10 protein-coding genes are annotated in these 14672 nt (G+C 73.5%); 4 read left to right on the forward strand and 6 right to left on the reverse strand.

Features of this window, described 5'->3' with window-relative positions:
• The first annotated feature begins 46 nt into the window (after positions 1-46).
• A complete protein-coding gene (locus tag OCT49_RS28145) occupies positions 47-2050 on the forward strand; it encodes a PIG-L family deacetylase (RefSeq protein WP_283854592.1) in 2004 nt (667 codons plus the stop codon).
• Between the two features lie 43 nt (positions 2051-2093).
• On the forward strand, positions 2094-3482 hold the full coding sequence (locus OCT49_RS28150; RefSeq protein WP_283854593.1) for a GDSL-type esterase/lipase family protein: 1389 nt from the start codon (positions 2094-2096) through the stop codon (positions 3480-3482).
• Positions 3483-3640: 158 nt separating this feature from the next.
• On the opposite strand, the gene OCT49_RS28155 is transcribed toward OCT49_RS28150, so the two are convergent.
• The 5 genes from OCT49_RS28155 to OCT49_RS28175 all read right to left on the reverse strand — a co-directional run bounded on the left by OCT49_RS28155 (position 3641) and on the right by OCT49_RS28175 (position 10439).
• Complete coding sequence (locus OCT49_RS28155; RefSeq protein WP_283854594.1) at positions 3641-5770, reverse strand: 3-hydroxyacyl-CoA dehydrogenase NAD-binding domain-containing protein; 2130 nt, start codon at positions 5768-5770, stop codon at positions 3641-3643.
• Positions 5767-6993: a thiolase family protein gene (locus OCT49_RS28160; RefSeq protein WP_283854595.1), complete on the reverse strand. Its 1227-nt coding sequence runs from the start codon at positions 6991-6993 to the stop codon at positions 5767-5769. The genes OCT49_RS28155 and OCT49_RS28160 overlap by 4 nt, the downstream gene beginning before the upstream one ends.
• A gap of 351 nt (positions 6994-7344) precedes the next feature.
• Positions 7345-8619, reverse strand: coding sequence for an HRDC domain-containing protein (locus OCT49_RS28165; RefSeq protein WP_283854596.1), 1275 nt, complete (start codon positions 8617-8619; stop codon positions 7345-7347).
• Positions 8620-8741: 122 nt separating this feature from the next.
• On the reverse strand, positions 8742-9404 hold the full coding sequence (locus OCT49_RS28170) for a helix-turn-helix transcriptional regulator (RefSeq protein ID WP_148840003.1): 663 nt from the start codon (positions 9402-9404) through the stop codon (positions 8742-8744).
• 375 nt (positions 9405-9779) lie between these two features.
• Positions 9780-10439: a DUF3000 domain-containing protein gene (locus OCT49_RS28175; protein ID WP_283854597.1), complete on the reverse strand. Its 660-nt coding sequence runs from the start codon at positions 10437-10439 to the stop codon at positions 9780-9782.
• Between the two features lie 91 nt (positions 10440-10530).
• Here OCT49_RS28175 and hemE point away from each other — a divergent pair, with 91 nt between their 5' ends.
• Positions 10531-11604 (forward strand): uroporphyrinogen decarboxylase, encoded by a 1074-nt coding sequence (hemE, locus tag OCT49_RS28180; RefSeq protein WP_391722782.1) that lies wholly within the window; start codon positions 10531-10533, stop codon positions 11602-11604.
• 63 nt (positions 11605-11667) lie between these two features.
• Here the strand turns inward: hemE and OCT49_RS28185 are convergent, their stop codons facing one another.
• Positions 11668-13050, reverse strand: a complete 1383-nt coding sequence (locus OCT49_RS28185) for an FAD-dependent oxidoreductase (RefSeq protein ID WP_283854598.1) — start codon at positions 13048-13050, stop codon at positions 11668-11670.
• A gap of 133 nt (positions 13051-13183) precedes the next feature.
• On the opposite strand from OCT49_RS28185, the gene hemG reads away from it, so the two are divergent.
• The gene (gene hemG / locus OCT49_RS28190; RefSeq protein ID WP_283854599.1) at positions 13184-14671 is read left to right on the forward strand and encodes a protoporphyrinogen oxidase; all 1488 of its coding nucleotides are present in this window, start codon (positions 13184-13186) and stop codon (positions 14669-14671) included.
• Position 14672: the final 1 nt, after the last annotated feature.

The following is a 14672-nucleotide window of genomic DNA, read 5'->3' on the forward strand; positions in this document are numbered from 1 at the left end:
CCGTCCGCCGTTCGCCCGCCGTGCCCGATCGGAGCATCCACCGCCCATGACCCAGCCCGCCGGGGCGAACACCACCTCGCTGTTCCAGGTGTTCGCCCACGCCGACGACGACCTCTACTTCGTCAACCCCGACCTGTACCGGCTGCTGACCGCGGGCCACCGCGTCACCAGCGTCTACCTCACCGCCGGTGAGGCCGACGGGCGCAACGTGGACACCCGCGACCCGCTGCGGGACCAGGCCCCGGTCGACTTCGCCGGATACATGGAGGCACGCCAGAACGGCCTGTGCGCCGCCTACGCCACCATGGTCCTCGGCGACCGGGAGGCCCCCTGGACCCGGGAGCCGGTCGAACTCGTCCCCGGCGTGGCCGCGGAGCGGTTCTACCTGGAACAGGCACCGCACGTGCAGCTCTTCTTCCTGGGCCTGCGGATGGCGGACGCCGCGCACGGCTTCCCCGCGGATCAGCCGCAGGCCCGGCTGACCAGCCTGTGGGACGGCCGCGCCGCCCGCCAGCCCACCCTGCTGGCCGCCGGGTCCGAGCTGCACCGGCCGCAGGCCCTGGGCCGCGAGGACGTCATCACCGCCCTCGTGCAACTGCTCTCCTACGCGCAGCCCACGGCGCTGTGGACCATGGACCCCGATCCGCTGCACGAGTCGTACGACGAGGCACGCGGCATCACCTCCAGCGACCACGCCGACCACACCGCCACCGCCCAGTTCGCCCGCGAGGCGCTCCGCCGCCACCTGCGCGCCGGAGGCCGCCCGCCGCTGGTCGAGCACTTCACCGGCTACGGCAACAAGAGCTGGCCGAGCAATCTGAGCGAACGCTCCCACGCGCTGAAGAAGTCCCTGGTCGACGTGTACGCGGGGGCCGACGGCCACGCCTGCGCCCACCGCCACTGCGGCGACCTCCAGCTCGGCGACGGCGCCGACATCCGCCGCTACGGCTGGAGCACCCGCAGCCGCTACCCGCAGGGCACCCGGTGGCTGCACCGGCAGGCCGACGGCCGGCTCGCCGCCTACGCGGTCCTCGGCGACCAGGCCGCGGTGTGGACGGAGACCGAAGCCGGCGCCGGACGCTTCGAGGGACCGCTCCTGCTGCCCGGCGGCGACCTCCTGCCGTACCTCGACGTCGCCCCCGACCGCACCGGCGGCGTCCACCTGGTCGGGCTGCGCCGTCTCCAGGGCGCCGAGGGCCGGGCCGACGTCGAAGTGGTGCGCATGTGGCGCCAGGCGCACACCGGCTCCGTGCTGCCCTGGGAGTCCCTCGGCAACCCCGACGAGGCCACCCGCGACTGGCGGCGCTGCCGCGAGGTCGGGGTGCCCGCGGCGGTGGTGGACCCGGCCGGCCACCTCCACGTCTTCGTGCGGAACTTCTCGGTGGGCGTCAGCACGCGGCGCGAGACGCCGGAGGGGTTCACCGCCTGGGAGGCGCTCGGCGGGCGCTGGATGCAGGACTCCCTGACCACCGTGCTGCGCTCCACGGGCCGCATCGACATGTACGCCACGAACCGCACCGGCGGGGTGCGGTGGCGGCAGGAAGCCGTGTACGGGCCGTTCAAGCTGGAGGACCAGCTGGTCACCGGCGTCCCGGAGAGCTGGCGGCCGGCCTCCGGCCTCACCCCCGTGCAGGTGGGCCGCAACCGCATGGCGCTGTTCTACCGGGAGGAGGACTCCGGGGCGGTGATGTGCCACCGGCAGCGCCCCAACGGAACGTGGGAACAGCGGGTGGAACGGCTCAGCGACGACGGCGGCACCGGGGCGGTCGCCGCGCTCCGGCTGCTCGCACCCGACCACGACCTCCTGGTCCTCGCCCGCAGGGACGAGCGGAGCAGGCCCGCGGTGACCGTGCTGTCCGCGGACGGCCACGACGCGGCGCGGCCCGACTGGGCACGCCACGAGATCCAGATGGCCGGGGCCCCGGCCATCGCCGCCGACGCCCGCGGCCGGGCGGTCGTCGCCGCCCTCGGCACGGACGGCCGGCTGCACTGGGCACGGCAGGAAGAAGCCCGGCCGGGCGCCGCCCTCGGCCCCTGGCAGGCGTGCTGACCCCCGAGCCGGGGCCACGCGACAACGGAGACGAGAAGAAGACATGCGAAAGATCTGCGTCATCGGCAACTCGGTGGCCGCCTCCCGCACCGAGGCGGAGGCGCCGCTCGCGGGCTGGGGCCAGTACCTGGAGGAGTTCCTGGGGCCCGACTGCGACGTGCGCAACTACGCGCGCGACGCCATGACGCTGCGGGACTACTACACGGGGCGGTTCGCGGCGCTGCTCACCCTCGTCGGTCCCGGCGACCTCGTGCTCATCGCCTTCGGCCACGTCGAGCAGCGCATCAACCAGCTCAACCGGTACCACGGCCCGCGGGAGTACAAGGAGTACCTGCGGCTGTACGTCGAGGCGCTCCGGGCCGAGGGCGCCGTGCCGGTCCTCGTGACCCCGGCGGCCCGCTGCGTCTTCGACACCTCGGGAAACCCGGTGAACACCCATGACGAATACCCGCGGCTGACCCTGGAGGCCGCCGCGGAACTCGGCTGCCCGGTCGTCGACATGAACGCCTCCACCACCCGGCTCCTCGCCGAGCTGGGCCCCATGCGCGCCCGCGGCCTCTTCCGGTGGCTGGATCCGGGCGAGCACCCGGCGCACCCGCAGGGCATCGTCGACGCCTCCCACTTCAACCACGCCGGGGCCCGGGAAGCGGCGCGGCTGGTGGCGAGCGGCCTGGCCGGCGTACCGGGACTGCCGCCCGGGCTGGTGGACGTCCAGCGGCTGGTGCCGGGACAGGCGCCGCCGGTGCAGACCGAGTTCACCGTGCAGCAGCCGCAGCTCGCGCTGACCACGCCGCCCGAGGTGGCCGTCGCCCCGACCGTGACGTCGCCCGCCTTCGCCGAACCGGTCGGCGCCGGACGCAAACTGACGGGAACGGCGCCGGCGGGCGCCGATTACGTGATCTTCTTCGAGGAGGGGGAGTACCTCGGCGGGACCCGCACCGCCGAGGACGGGACGTGGCAGTGGCGGCGCGCCGTGCAGTGGCCCGGGGGCCGGCACAAGGTGACCGCGGTCGCCCTCGCGGGCAACACGGTGTCCACGGCGACGGAGACGGAGTTCGAGGTACTCGACCGGCTGGAGGCGCCCGAGGTGATCGGGCCGCGCAAGGGGGCGTGGAGCGGCCCCCGCCCCCGGTTCTCGGGCACCGCCGGGCGCGGCGTCCGGAAGGTCATGGTGCTGGAGCAGGGCCGGCTGATCGCCGAGGCCCCGGTCCAGGACGACGGGAGCTGGCGGGTCACCCACCCCCACGACTGGCGGCCGGGCACCTGCACGGTGGAGTTCGTCGCGGTGTTCAGCGCCATCCACTCGCCCCCGACCCGGCTGGAGCTGAAGGTGCACGGGGTTCCCGAGGACAGCTGGCTGCACACGTCGATGTCCGCACGGGTGCCCTGCGGCCCGGGCTGCGAACACTACCCGGCACTGCCCGCCTGGTGACGGCACGGCGGGGCACCCGCCCCGCCGCACCGCCCCGGAACGCGGAACGGACCCGTCCCCGGCCGTCCGTGAGGACCGGGCGCCGCCGCCCCCGGAACGCGGAACGGGCCGTACGGAGTGGTCTCCGTACGGCCCGCCGTCGCGTCGGCGAAGGGGCGTTACGCCGGAACGCTCGCCACGCCCTGCGCGAGGAACCTCTTGCCGTTCACCCGCTCCGAGACGCCCTCACGGTCCAGGTACGGCGTGATGCCGCCCAGGTGGAAGGGCCAGCCCGCGCCGGTGATCAGGCAGAGGTCGATGTCCTGGGCCTCGGCGACGACGCCCTCGTCCAGCATCAGACCGATCTCCTGCGCCACCGCGTCCAGGACCCGGTCGCGGACCTGCTCCTCGGTCAGGACGACGTCGCCCTGCTTCAGGAGCGCGGCGACCTCCGGGTCCAGCTCCGGCTTGCCGGAGTCGTAAACATAGAAGCCGCGCTTGCCGGCCTTCACGACCGCGGCCAGGTTCTCCGAGACGGTGAACCGGTCCGGGAAGGCGCGGTTCAGGGTCTCGGAGACGTGCAGACCGATCGCCGGGCCGACCAGCTCCAGCAGCACCAGCGGCGACATCGGCAGACCGAGCGGCTCGACGGCCCGCTCGGCGACGTCGACCGGGGTGCCCTCGTCGATGACGTTCTGGATCTCGCCCATGAAGCGGGTGAGGATGCGGTTGACGACGAACGCCGGGGCGTCCTTCACCAGCACCGCGGTCTTCTTCAGCTTCCGCGCCACACCGAACGCCGTGGCCAGCGAGGCGTCGTCGGTCCGCTCGCCGCGGACGATCTCCAGCAGCGGCAGGATCGCGACCGGGTTGAAGAAGTGGAAGCCGACGACCCGTTCGGGGTGCTTCAGCTTCGACGCCATCTCGGTGACCGAGAGGGACGAGGTGTTGGTGGCGAGGATCGCGTGCGCCGGGGCGACCGCCTCGACCTCCGCGAACACCTGCTGCTTGACGCCGATCTCCTCGAAGACGGCCTCGATGACGAAGTCGGCGTCGGAGAAGCCCTCGGCCTTGTCCAGCACACCGGAGACCAGGGCCTTGAGGCGGTTGGCCTTGTCCTGGTTGATCCGGCCCTTGCCGAGCAGCTTCTCGATCTCGGCGTGGACGTAGCCCACACCCTTGTCGACCCGCTCCTGGTCGATGTCGGTCAGCACGACCGGCACCTCCAGGCGGCGCAGGAACAGCAGCGCCAGCTGCGAGGCCATCAGACCGGCGCCCACCACACCGACCTTGGTGACCGGACGGGCCAGGTTCTTGTCCGGGGCACCGGCCGGGCGCTTGGCGCGCTTCTGGACCAGGTTGAAGGAGTAGATGCCCGAGCGCAGCTCGCCACCCATGATCAGGTCCGCGAGGGCCTGGTCCTCGGCGTCGAAGCCGGCACCCAGGTCGCCGTCCTTCGCCGCGGCGATGATCTCCAGCGCGCGGTACGCGGCCGGGGCCGCCCCGTGCACCTTGGAGTCGGCGACGGCCCGGCCGCGCGCGACGGCCTGGTCCCAGGCCTCCCCGCGGTCGACCTCGGGACGCTCCACCGCGACCGTGCCGTTCAGCACGTTCGCCGTCCAGACCAGCGACTGCTCCAGGAAGTCGGCGCCCTCGAAGATCGCGTCGGCGATGCCGAGCTCGAAGACCTGCTCGCCCTTGAGCTGGCGGTTCTGGTTCAGCGAGTTCTCGATGATGACGGAGACCGCGCGGTCGGCACCGATCAGGTTGGGCAGCAGCGCGCAGCCGCCCCAGCCCGGGACCAGACCGAGGAAGACCTCGGGCAGCGAGAACGCGGGCACCGCCTTGGAGACGGTGCGGTACGAGCAGTGCAGACCGACCTCGACGCCGCCGCCCATCGCCGCGCCGTTGTAGTACGCGAACGTCGGGACCGCGAGGCCGGACAGCCGGCGGAAGACGTCGTGGCCGCCCTTGCCGATGGCCAGCGCGTCGTCGTGGCTCTTCAGCAGCTCGACGCCCTTGAGGTCGGCGCCGACCGCGAAGATGAACGGCTTGCCGGTGATGCCGACGCCGGTGATCGCCCCCTCGGCGGCCTCCTTCTCGACCTGGTCGATCGCGGCGTTCAGATTCGCCAGCGACTGCGGTCCGAAGGTGGTCGGCTTGGTGTGGTCCAGGCCGTTGTCCAGGGTGATGAGGGCGAAGCGGCCCGCACCGGCCGGGAGGTCGAGGTGGCGTACGTGCGCCTGGGTGACGACCTCGTCGGGGAACAGCTCGGCCGCACCCTTCAGAAGCTCGGTGGTGGTGCTCACTTGTTGCCTCCGGCGTCCTTGTGGTGCGGGTTCTCCCAGATGACCGTGGCGCCCATGCCGAAGCCGACGCACATGGTGGTGAGGCCGTAGCGGACCTGCGGCTGCTCCTCGAACTGGCGGGCCAGCTGCGTCATCAGACGCACGCCGGAGGAGGCCAGCGGGTGGCCGTAGGCGATGGCGCCGCCGTACTGGTTGACCCGGGCGTCGTCGTCGGCGATGCCGTAGTGGTCGAGGAAGGCCAGTACCTGGACGGCGAAGGCCTCGTTGATCTCGAACAGGCCGATGTCGCCGATCGTCAGCCCGGCCTTGGCCAGGGCCTTCTCGGTCGCCGGGATCGGACCGTAGCCCATGACCTCCGGCTCCACGCCCGCGAAGGCGTAGGAGACCAGGCGCATCCTGACCGGGAGGCCGTTCTCGCGGGCGAAGTCCTCGGAGGCGATGATCGAGGCCGTCGCGCCGTCGTTGAGACCGGCGGCGTTGCCGGCGGTGACCCGGCCGTGCGCGCGGAACGGGGTCTTCAGACCCGCCAGCGACTCCAGGGTCGTGCCCGGCCGCATCGGCTCGTCGGCGGTGACCAGGCCCCAGCCGGTCTCGCCGCCCTCCGGGTTGGTGCGGCGCACGGAGATCGGCACCAGGTCCTGCTGGATCTTGCCGTCGGCGTACGCCTTGGCGGCCTTCTCCTGCGAGCGGACCGCGTACTCGTCGGCGCGGACCTTGGTGATCTGCGGGTACCGGTCGTGCAGGTTCTCCGCGGTCATGCCCATGAACAGGGCGGACTCGTCGACCAGCTTCTCCGAGACGAAGCGCGGGTTCGGGTCCACGCCCTCGCCCATCGGGTGACGGCCCATGTGCTCGACGCCACCGGCGATGACGGCGTCGTACGCGCCGAAGGCGATGGAACCGGCCGTCGAGGTGACGGCGGTCAGGGCGCCCGCGCACATGCGGTCGATGGAGTAACCGGGGACGGACTGCGGCAGACCGGCCAGGATTCCGGCGGTGCGGCCCAGCGTCAGCCCCTGGTCGCCGATCTGGGTCGTCGCGGCGATGGCGACCTCGTCGATCTTCGCGGGGTCCAGGGCCGGGTTGCGGCGCAGCAGCTCCCGGATGGCCTTCACGACGAGATCGTCGGCGCGGGTCTCGTGGTAGATGCCCTTCGGGCCCGCTTTGCCGAACGGGGTGCGGACGCCGTCGACGAAGACGACGTCCCGGATGGTACGAGGCACGGTGGCTCTCCTCCAGGGTGCGGGATGGCACTGCTGCGGGCGCGCCCGAGCGCGCCGCACCCTCATGCTACTTGCGGGTAACCAGACTGCCCACCCCTGACACCGGGAGCGGTGAAGGTCACATGCGGGAAAGGCGCCCGTCCGGCCCGTTCCGGCCAGTGGCCGCGCGACCCCGTACGGCCGTGCGCGCGGAACGGGTCGCGGAGGCGGAGGAGGCGCGGATACGACGACAAGCGCCGAACGGGGCGGAATCAGCCCGTCCGGCGCTCGTGGCACGGCGGATGCGCCGCCGTGGAACCTGGCGCGAATACGACCCCGGTACGCGTCCGGCGGGGCCCCGGTGACGGCTCGTCAGGCCGTGGCGGCCAGCGCGCGGACCAACAGCGGGGCCACCTGCTCGATCTGCCAGTGCCGCGCCCCGTACTCGGCGAGCGCGGTCCCGACCGTGTCCGGCGTCGGGTGCTGGGGCGGCTCCCAGCAGACCCGGCGCACCGTGTCGGGGGTGATCAGGTTCTCCTGCGGCATGTTCAGCCGCGCGGCGAGCTCCGACACCGCGGCGCGCGCGGCCGAGAGCCGGGCCGCCGCGGCCGGGTCCTTGTCCGCCCAGGCGCGGGGCGGCGGCGGACCGGCGAGGGCCTGGCCGGGCTGGGGGAGCTCGGAGTCGGGCAGCGCCTTGGCGCGGTCGACGGCGGCCTGCCACTGCTCCAGCTGACGCCGTCCCATGCGGTGGCCGAAGCCGGGCAGCGCGGTCAGGGCCTGCGTGTTCGGCGGGAGCGCGAGCGCCGCCTCGACGATCGCGGCGTCGCTCAGCACCTTGCCCGGCGAGATGTCGCGGCGCCGGGCGACCTGGTCGCGGGTGGTCCACAGCTCCCGGACCACGGCCATCTGCCGGCGGCGGCGGACCTTGTGCATGCCGGACGTGCGGCGCCAGGGGTCCTTGCGCGGCGGGGCGGGCGGCGCGGAGGCGATCGCGTCGAACTCCTCGCGGGCCCACTCCAGCTTGCCCTGCCGGTCGAGCTCCTCCTCCAGGGCGTTGCGCAGGTCGATCAGCAGCTCGACGTCGAGCGCCGCGTAGCGCAGCCAGGGGTCGGGCAGCGGGCGGGTGGACCAGTCGACGGCGGAGTGGCCCTTCTCCAGGGAGTACCCGAGCACGTTCTCGACCATGGCGCCGAGGCCGACGCGCGGGAAGCCCGCGAGCCGTCCGGCCAGCTCCGTGTCGAAGAGGCCGGTGGGGGTCATCCCTATCTCGCGCAGGCAGGGCAGGTCCTGGGTGGCGGCGTGCAGAATCCACTCGCTGCCGCTCAGGGCGCTCCCGAGCCCCGACAGGTCGGGGCAGCCGACCGGGTCGATCAGCGCGCTGCCCGCGCCGTCCCGGCGCAGCTGCACGAGGTAGGCGCGCTGGCCGTAGCGGTAGCCGGAGGCGCGCTCGGCGTCCACGGCCACCGGGCCGGAGCCGGCGGCGAAGGCGGAGATCACCCGGGCGAGGGCGTCGTCGGATGCCACCACCGGGGGGATGCCCTCGCGAGGTTCGAGCAAGGGGATCGGCGCCGGGGCGACGTCGTCCGGGGGAGCGCCCCCGGTGGTTCGCAGTGATGTGTCTGCTGCGGTCTCTTGGGCGTCGGTCACGTGTCAAGGGTATCCGTGTATGTGCGGCGCCCGTCGACGGAACGTTCCGTCGACGGGCGCCGATGCATGCAAACCGGCCGGTCCCCGGGGCGGGGCCGCGCGGACCTGCCGGGTCGGGGGCGTCAGTGGATGATTCCCGTGCGCAGGGCGACGGCGACCATTCCGGCGCGGTCCCCGGTGCCGAGCTTGCGGGCGATGCGGGCGAGGTGGCTCTTGACGGTCAGGGCGGACAGGCCCATGGAGACGCCGATGGCCTTGTTGGACTGGCCCTCGGCGACCAGCCGGAGGACCTCGACCTCGCGGCCGGACAGTTCGCGGTAGCCGCCCGGATGGCTCGGGGTGCCGGGGGGCCGGCGGTGCATACGGGCGGCGTTGGCGCCGATGGGGGCGACGCCGGGGCGGGCGGGATGGCCGATATTGGTTCGGGTGCCGGTGACGACATAGCCCTTCACACCGCCCGCGAGGGCGTTGCGCACGGCGCCGATGTCGTCGGCGGCGGAGAGGGCGAGACCGTTCGGCCAGCCGGCCGCCCGGGTCTCGGACAACAGGGTCAGCCCGGAACCGTCGGGCAGGTGGACGTCGGCAACGCAGATGTCGCGCGGGTTGCCGACGCGGGGACGAGCCTCCGCGATGGACGACGCCTCGATGACGTCACGTACTCCGAGAGCCCACAGATGGCGGGTAACGGTGGAACGGACGCGCGGGTCGGCCACGACGACCATGGCCGTCGGCTTGTTCGGGCGGTAGGCGACCAGGCTTGCGGGCTGCTCTAGGAGAACGGACACCAGGCCTCCTGGGGGAGTGGCGGGACGGGCCGGCTCGGGGATGAAGCCGGGGCGAACCGTGCTTGAAGGGTCATTGACCTCTTCGGCAGGGGGCCCGTCCTCCTTTAGGGGAAGATCGCGATTTAGTGGGTAACAATTCCTGGCAAACCGGACATTCGATTGATTGTACGAAAAGAATGCCGGTAACGGGGCATCTTATGTGACGCACGGTTACCGGCATGAGAATGGTTTTCGGCCAGAAATGGATTCAGTGACCCCGGCCGCGAAGCCCCGGCGGACGCCGCGACGCCGCAGCGGGCCCGACGGCTCAGCGGGGCTGGGAACCCAGCGGGTCCGGTGCCTCAGTGGGGCTGGGAGCTCGGCGGGTCCCGCGCCTCAGTGGGGCTGGGGGCCGCGGCGCTGAGGAAGCGTCACCACCGTCGCGTCCACCGGGTCCGACGGCGGCAGACCGGCGACCTGGCACAGCAGGTCGCCCCACGCCATGAGATGCGCCGAGGCGTCCGGGACCCCGCCGCGCCCCTCGCGCGGCGTCCAGGACGCCCGGATCTCGATCTGGGTCGCCGGCCGTCTCGCGCCCAGCGCCCCGAAGTAGTGCGACCCCGCCCGGGTCACCGTGCCGCCCGCCTCCCCGTACGACAGGCCGCGCGCCTCCAGCGCGCCGGTCAGCCAGGACCAGCACACCTCCGGCAGCAGCGGATCGGACGCCATCTCCGGCTCCAGCTCGGCCCGCACCAGCGTCACCAGGCGGAAGGTGCCCCGCCAGGCGTCCTGCCCGGCCGGGTCGTGGAGCAGCACGAGACGGCCGTCGGCGAGATCCTCCTCGCCGTCGACGACCGCGGCCTCCAGGGCGTACGCGTGCGGGGCGAGCCGCCTGGGCGGCCGTGTCGGCTCCACCTCCAGCTCGGGTCGGAGCCGCGCCGAGCGCAACGCGTCCACCGCCGAACGGAACGCGGGCGGGACGAAACCGCCCTCCTCGCCGTCACTGGTGTCGGCGCCATCGGTCTGATCGGAGAACTGTCCCTGAGCCGGAGCCATGCGGGGAAGAGTAGGCGGAACCGGGGCTTCGCGCAGGGAGGGACACCCGGGCGGGCCCGGCTGCTTGCGGCTTCGTGCGAAGATTCCTGGTGTGAGTGCCAACGATCGCCCCATGGGCCAGCAGACGAAGACCTCCGCCACCCATGAGTCGGCGTTCCTGAAGGCGTGCCGCCGGGAGCCCGTGCCGCACACCCCGGTCTGGTTCATGCGCCAGGCCGGACGTTCGCTGCCCGAGTACCTGAAGGTCCGCGAGGGCATCCCGATGCTCGACTCCTGCATGATGCCGGAGCTGGTCGCGGAGATCACGATGCAGCCCGTCCGCCGCCACGAGGTCGACGCCGCGATCTACTTCAGCGACATCGTCGTACCGCTCAAGGCCATCGGGATCGACCTCGACATCAAGCCCGGCGTGGGCCCGGTCATCGCCGAGCCCGTCCGCACCCGCGCCGACCTGGCCCGGCTGCGCGACCTCACGCCCGAGGACGTCTCCTACGTCACCGAGGCGATCGGCCTGCTCACCGCCGAGCTGGGCGCCACCCCGCTCATCGGCTTCGCCGGGGCGCCCTTCACCCTCGCCAGCTACCTCGTGGAGGGCGGCCCGTCCCGCAACCACGAACACACCAAGGCCCTGATGCACGGCGACCCGGAGCTCTGGGCGGACCTGCTCGACCGGCTCGCCGAGATCACCGGCGCCTTCCTCAAGGTGCAGATCGAGGCCGGGGCCTCGGCCGTCCAGCTCTTCGACTCCTGGGTGGGCGCCCTCGCCCCCGCCGACTACCGGCGTTCGGTGCTCCCCGCGTCGTCGAAGGTCTTCGAGGCCGTCGCCCCCTACGGCGTCCCGCGCATCCACTTCGGCGTCGGCACCGGCGAACTCCTCGGCCTGATGGGCGAGGCCGGCGCGGACGTCGTCGGCGTCGACTGGCGCGTCCCGCTGGACGAGGCCGCCCGCCGGGTCGGCCCCGGCAAGGCGCTCCAGGGCAACCTCGACCCCGCGGTGCTGTTCGCGCCGACGGCCACGGTCGAGGAGAAGGCCCAGGAAGTGCTGGACGCCGCCGCCGGCCTGGAGGGCCACGTCTTCAACCTGGGCCACGGCGTGATGCCGTCGATGGACCCGGACGCGCTGACCCGGCTCGTCGAGTACGTGCACACCAGCACCGAGCGCTGAGCACGGCGCGGGCGGGCACCACGCGCGGAGCCTGCCGGGCGGCCCCCGGCCCCCGGCAGGCCCTCAGGCGGTACCCGCCCGCAGCACCGCCGCCACCGCCTTGCGGGCCGCCACCAGGACCGGGTCCCAGACCGGTGAGAACGGCGGGGCGTACCCGAGGTCCAGGGCGGTCATCTGCTCCACCGTCATCCCCGCCGTGAGCGCCACGGCCGCGACGTCCACCCGCTTGGCGGCCCCGTCCCGGCCCACGATCTGCACCCCCAGCAGCCGGCCCGTGCGGTACTCCGCCAGCATCTTCACCGTCATGGGCAGCGCCCCCGGGTAGTAGCCCGCCCGCCCCGTCGACTCGATCGTCGCCGTGACGAACCGCAGGCCCGCCGCACGGGCGTCCTTCTCGCGCAGGCCGGTGCGGGCGATCTCCAGGTCGCACACCTTGCTCACCGCCGTCCCCACCACCCCCGGGAACGTCCCGTAGCCCCCGCCGACGTTGGACCCGATGACCTGGCCGTGCTTGTTGGCGTGGGTGCCCAGCGCGACGTGCCGGGTCCGGCCCGCCACCAGGTCGAGCACCTCCACGCAGTCGCCGCCCGCCCAGATGTTGTCGTGCCCGACGACCCGCATCGACAGATCGGTCAGCAGACCGCCGTGCGGGCCCAGCGGCAGGCCCGCGGCGCGCGCCAGCGTCGTCTCCGGCTCCACCCCGATGCCGAGCACCACCACGTCCGCCGGGTAGGAGGTGTCGCCCGCCGCGACCGCCCGGACCCGGCCGTCCGGGCCGGTGAGGATCGCGGTGACCTCGGCCCGGCCGACCGTGGTGATGCCCAGGCCGTCCATCGCCTCGTGCACCAGCCGGCCCATGTCGGGGTCGAGCGTCGCCATCGGCTGCTCGCCGCGGTTGAGGACGGTCACCTCGAAGCCGCGCTTCAGCAGCGCCTCCGCCATCTCCACGCCGATGTAGCCCGCCCCGACGACCACCGCCCGCCGCCCCGGCGCCCGGTCCAGCGAGTCCAGCAGCGCCTGCCCGTCGTCCAGCGTCTGCACCCCGTGCACCCCGGGCGCGTCCATGCCGGGCAGCGCCGGACGCACCGGACGGGCCCCCGTCGCGATCACCAGCTTGTCGAAGCCCGTCCAGTACGACTCGCCGGTCCCCAGGTCCTGGGCCCGCACCCGCCGCCCGGCCACATCGATCTCCGTGACCTCGGTGCGCGTCCTGAGGTCGATGTCGCGGGCCCGGTGCTCCTCGGGCGTACGGGCCACGAGGTCGTCCCGCTCCGCCACGTCACCGCCGACCCAGTACGGGATCCCGCACGCGGAGTAGGAGGTGAAGCGGCCCCGCTCGAAGGCGACGATCTCCAGTTCGCCGGGGCCCCTCAGCCGACGGGCCCGGGACGCGGCGGACATGCCCGCCGCGTCACCGCCGATGACCACCAGTCGCTCCGCCGCCATGCCCGTCCTTCCGACGCCCGGGACACCCGTCCGGATCCGGCACGACCCCGACGGAAAATCCTGGTCCGAGGGGCCCACGCTACGACGTGGGGGAAGCGGACGGGCGCCCGGACGGGTTTGAGAGAGTAGGGGCATGCAGCGTTCAAGCAACAGCGCGGACACCGGCCCGGGACACGTCGTCGTCATCGGCGGCGGCATCGCCGGGCTCACCGCCGCACACCGGCTCCTCGGCGCCGGCCTCCGGGTCACCCTGCTGGAGGCCACCGAGCGGCTCGGCGGCAAGCTCATGACCGGCGAGATCGCCGGCACCCGGGTCGACCTGGGCGCCGAGTCGATGCTCGCCCGTCGGCCGGAGGCCGTCGACCTGGCCCGCGCCGTCGGGCTCGGCGACCGCCTGCAGCCGCCCGCCACCACCGCCGCGTCCGTCTGGACCCGCGACGCCCTGCGGCCCATGCCCAAGGGCCACGTGATGGGCGTGCCGGGCGATCCGGCGGCGCTCGCCGAGGTCCTCTCCCCGGAGGGCCTCGCCCGCATCGCGCAGGAGCGCGACCTCACCCCGACCACCGTCGGCGACGACGTCGCCGTCGGCGCGTACGTCGCCGACCGGCTGGGCCGGGAGGTCGTCGACCGGCTCGTGGAACCGCTGCTCGGCGGCGTGTACGCGGGCGACGCGTACCGGATCTCGATGCGCGCCGCCGTGCCCCAGCTCTTCGAGGCGGTGCGGGAGGGCGGCCCGCTCCTCGACGCCGTCCGCCGCGTCCAGGACCGCGCCGCGACCCTGCAGCGGACCGGCCCCGTCTTCCAGGGCATCGACGGAGGCATCGGCACCCTGCCCGGAGCGGTCGCCGACGCGGTGCGCGCGGCCGGCGGGGAGATCCTGACCGGCACCCCCGTCCTCGGCCTGACCCGCACCACCACCGGCTGGGACGTCCGCACCGACGCCCGGGTGATCCCCGCCGACGGCATCGTGCTGGCCGCACCCGCCTGGTCCGCCTCCACCCTGCTCGCCGCCGAGTCCCCGGCGGCCTCCGCCGAGCTGGCCGGGGTCGAGTACGCGTCGATGGCCCTGGTCACGATGGCGTTCCGCCGCTCCGACACGGACGCCACGACCGCGCTCGCCGGACGCTCCGGCTTCCTCGTCCCCCCGGTCGACGGCCGCACCATCAAGGCGTCCACCTTCTCCACCCACAAGTGGGACTGGGTCGCCGGATCCGCCCCCGACCTCTTCGTCCTGCGCACCTCCGTCGGCCGCTACGGCGAGGAGGACCACATCCACCGCGAGGACACCGAACTCGTCGACGTGTCGCTGCGCGACCTCGCCGAGGCCACGGGGCTGACCGCGAAGCCCGTGGACACCGAGGTCACCCGGTGGCTCGGCGGGCTGCCCCAGTACCCCGTGGGCCACCTCCCGCGGGTCGAGCGGATCCGGGCCGAGGTCGCCAAACTGCCCGCGCTGCGGGTCTGCGGGGCGGTCTACGACGGCGTCGGCATCCCCGCCTGCGTCGCGAGCGCCCACCGCGCGGCGGACGAGATCGTCCACGACCTCACGGGCCGCCCGGCGGAAGAGATCATCGCCACGCCGACCCTGGTTCAGGGCACTCGGAGCGAGGCGGGACAATAGC

Origin of the sequence: Streptomyces sp. ML-6 (assembly GCF_030116705.1) — a bacterium.
In the GTDB taxonomy this organism is placed as follows: Bacteria; Actinomycetota; Actinomycetes; order Streptomycetales; family Streptomycetaceae; genus Streptomyces.

What these genes read in the sequence shown, in the direction of transcription:
- OCT49_RS28185 (WP_283854598.1), bottom strand. Translation starts at nt 13,050, where the DNA reads ATGGCGGCGGAGCGACTGGTGGTCATCGGCGGTGACGCGGCGGGCATG.
- OCT49_RS28150 (WP_283854593.1), top strand. Translation starts at nt 2,094, where the DNA reads ATGCGAAAGATCTGCGTCATCGGCAACTCGGTGGCCGCCTCCCGCACC.
- hemG (WP_283854599.1), top strand. Translation starts at nt 13,184, where the DNA reads ATGCAGCGTTCAAGCAACAGCGCGGACACCGGCCCGGGACACGTCGTC.
- OCT49_RS28145 (WP_283854592.1), top strand. Translation starts at nt 47, where the DNA reads ATGACCCAGCCCGCCGGGGCGAACACCACCTCGCTGTTCCAGGTGTTC.
- OCT49_RS28175 (WP_283854597.1), bottom strand. Translation starts at nt 10,439, where the DNA reads ATGGCTCCGGCTCAGGGACAGTTCTCCGATCAGACCGATGGCGCCGAC.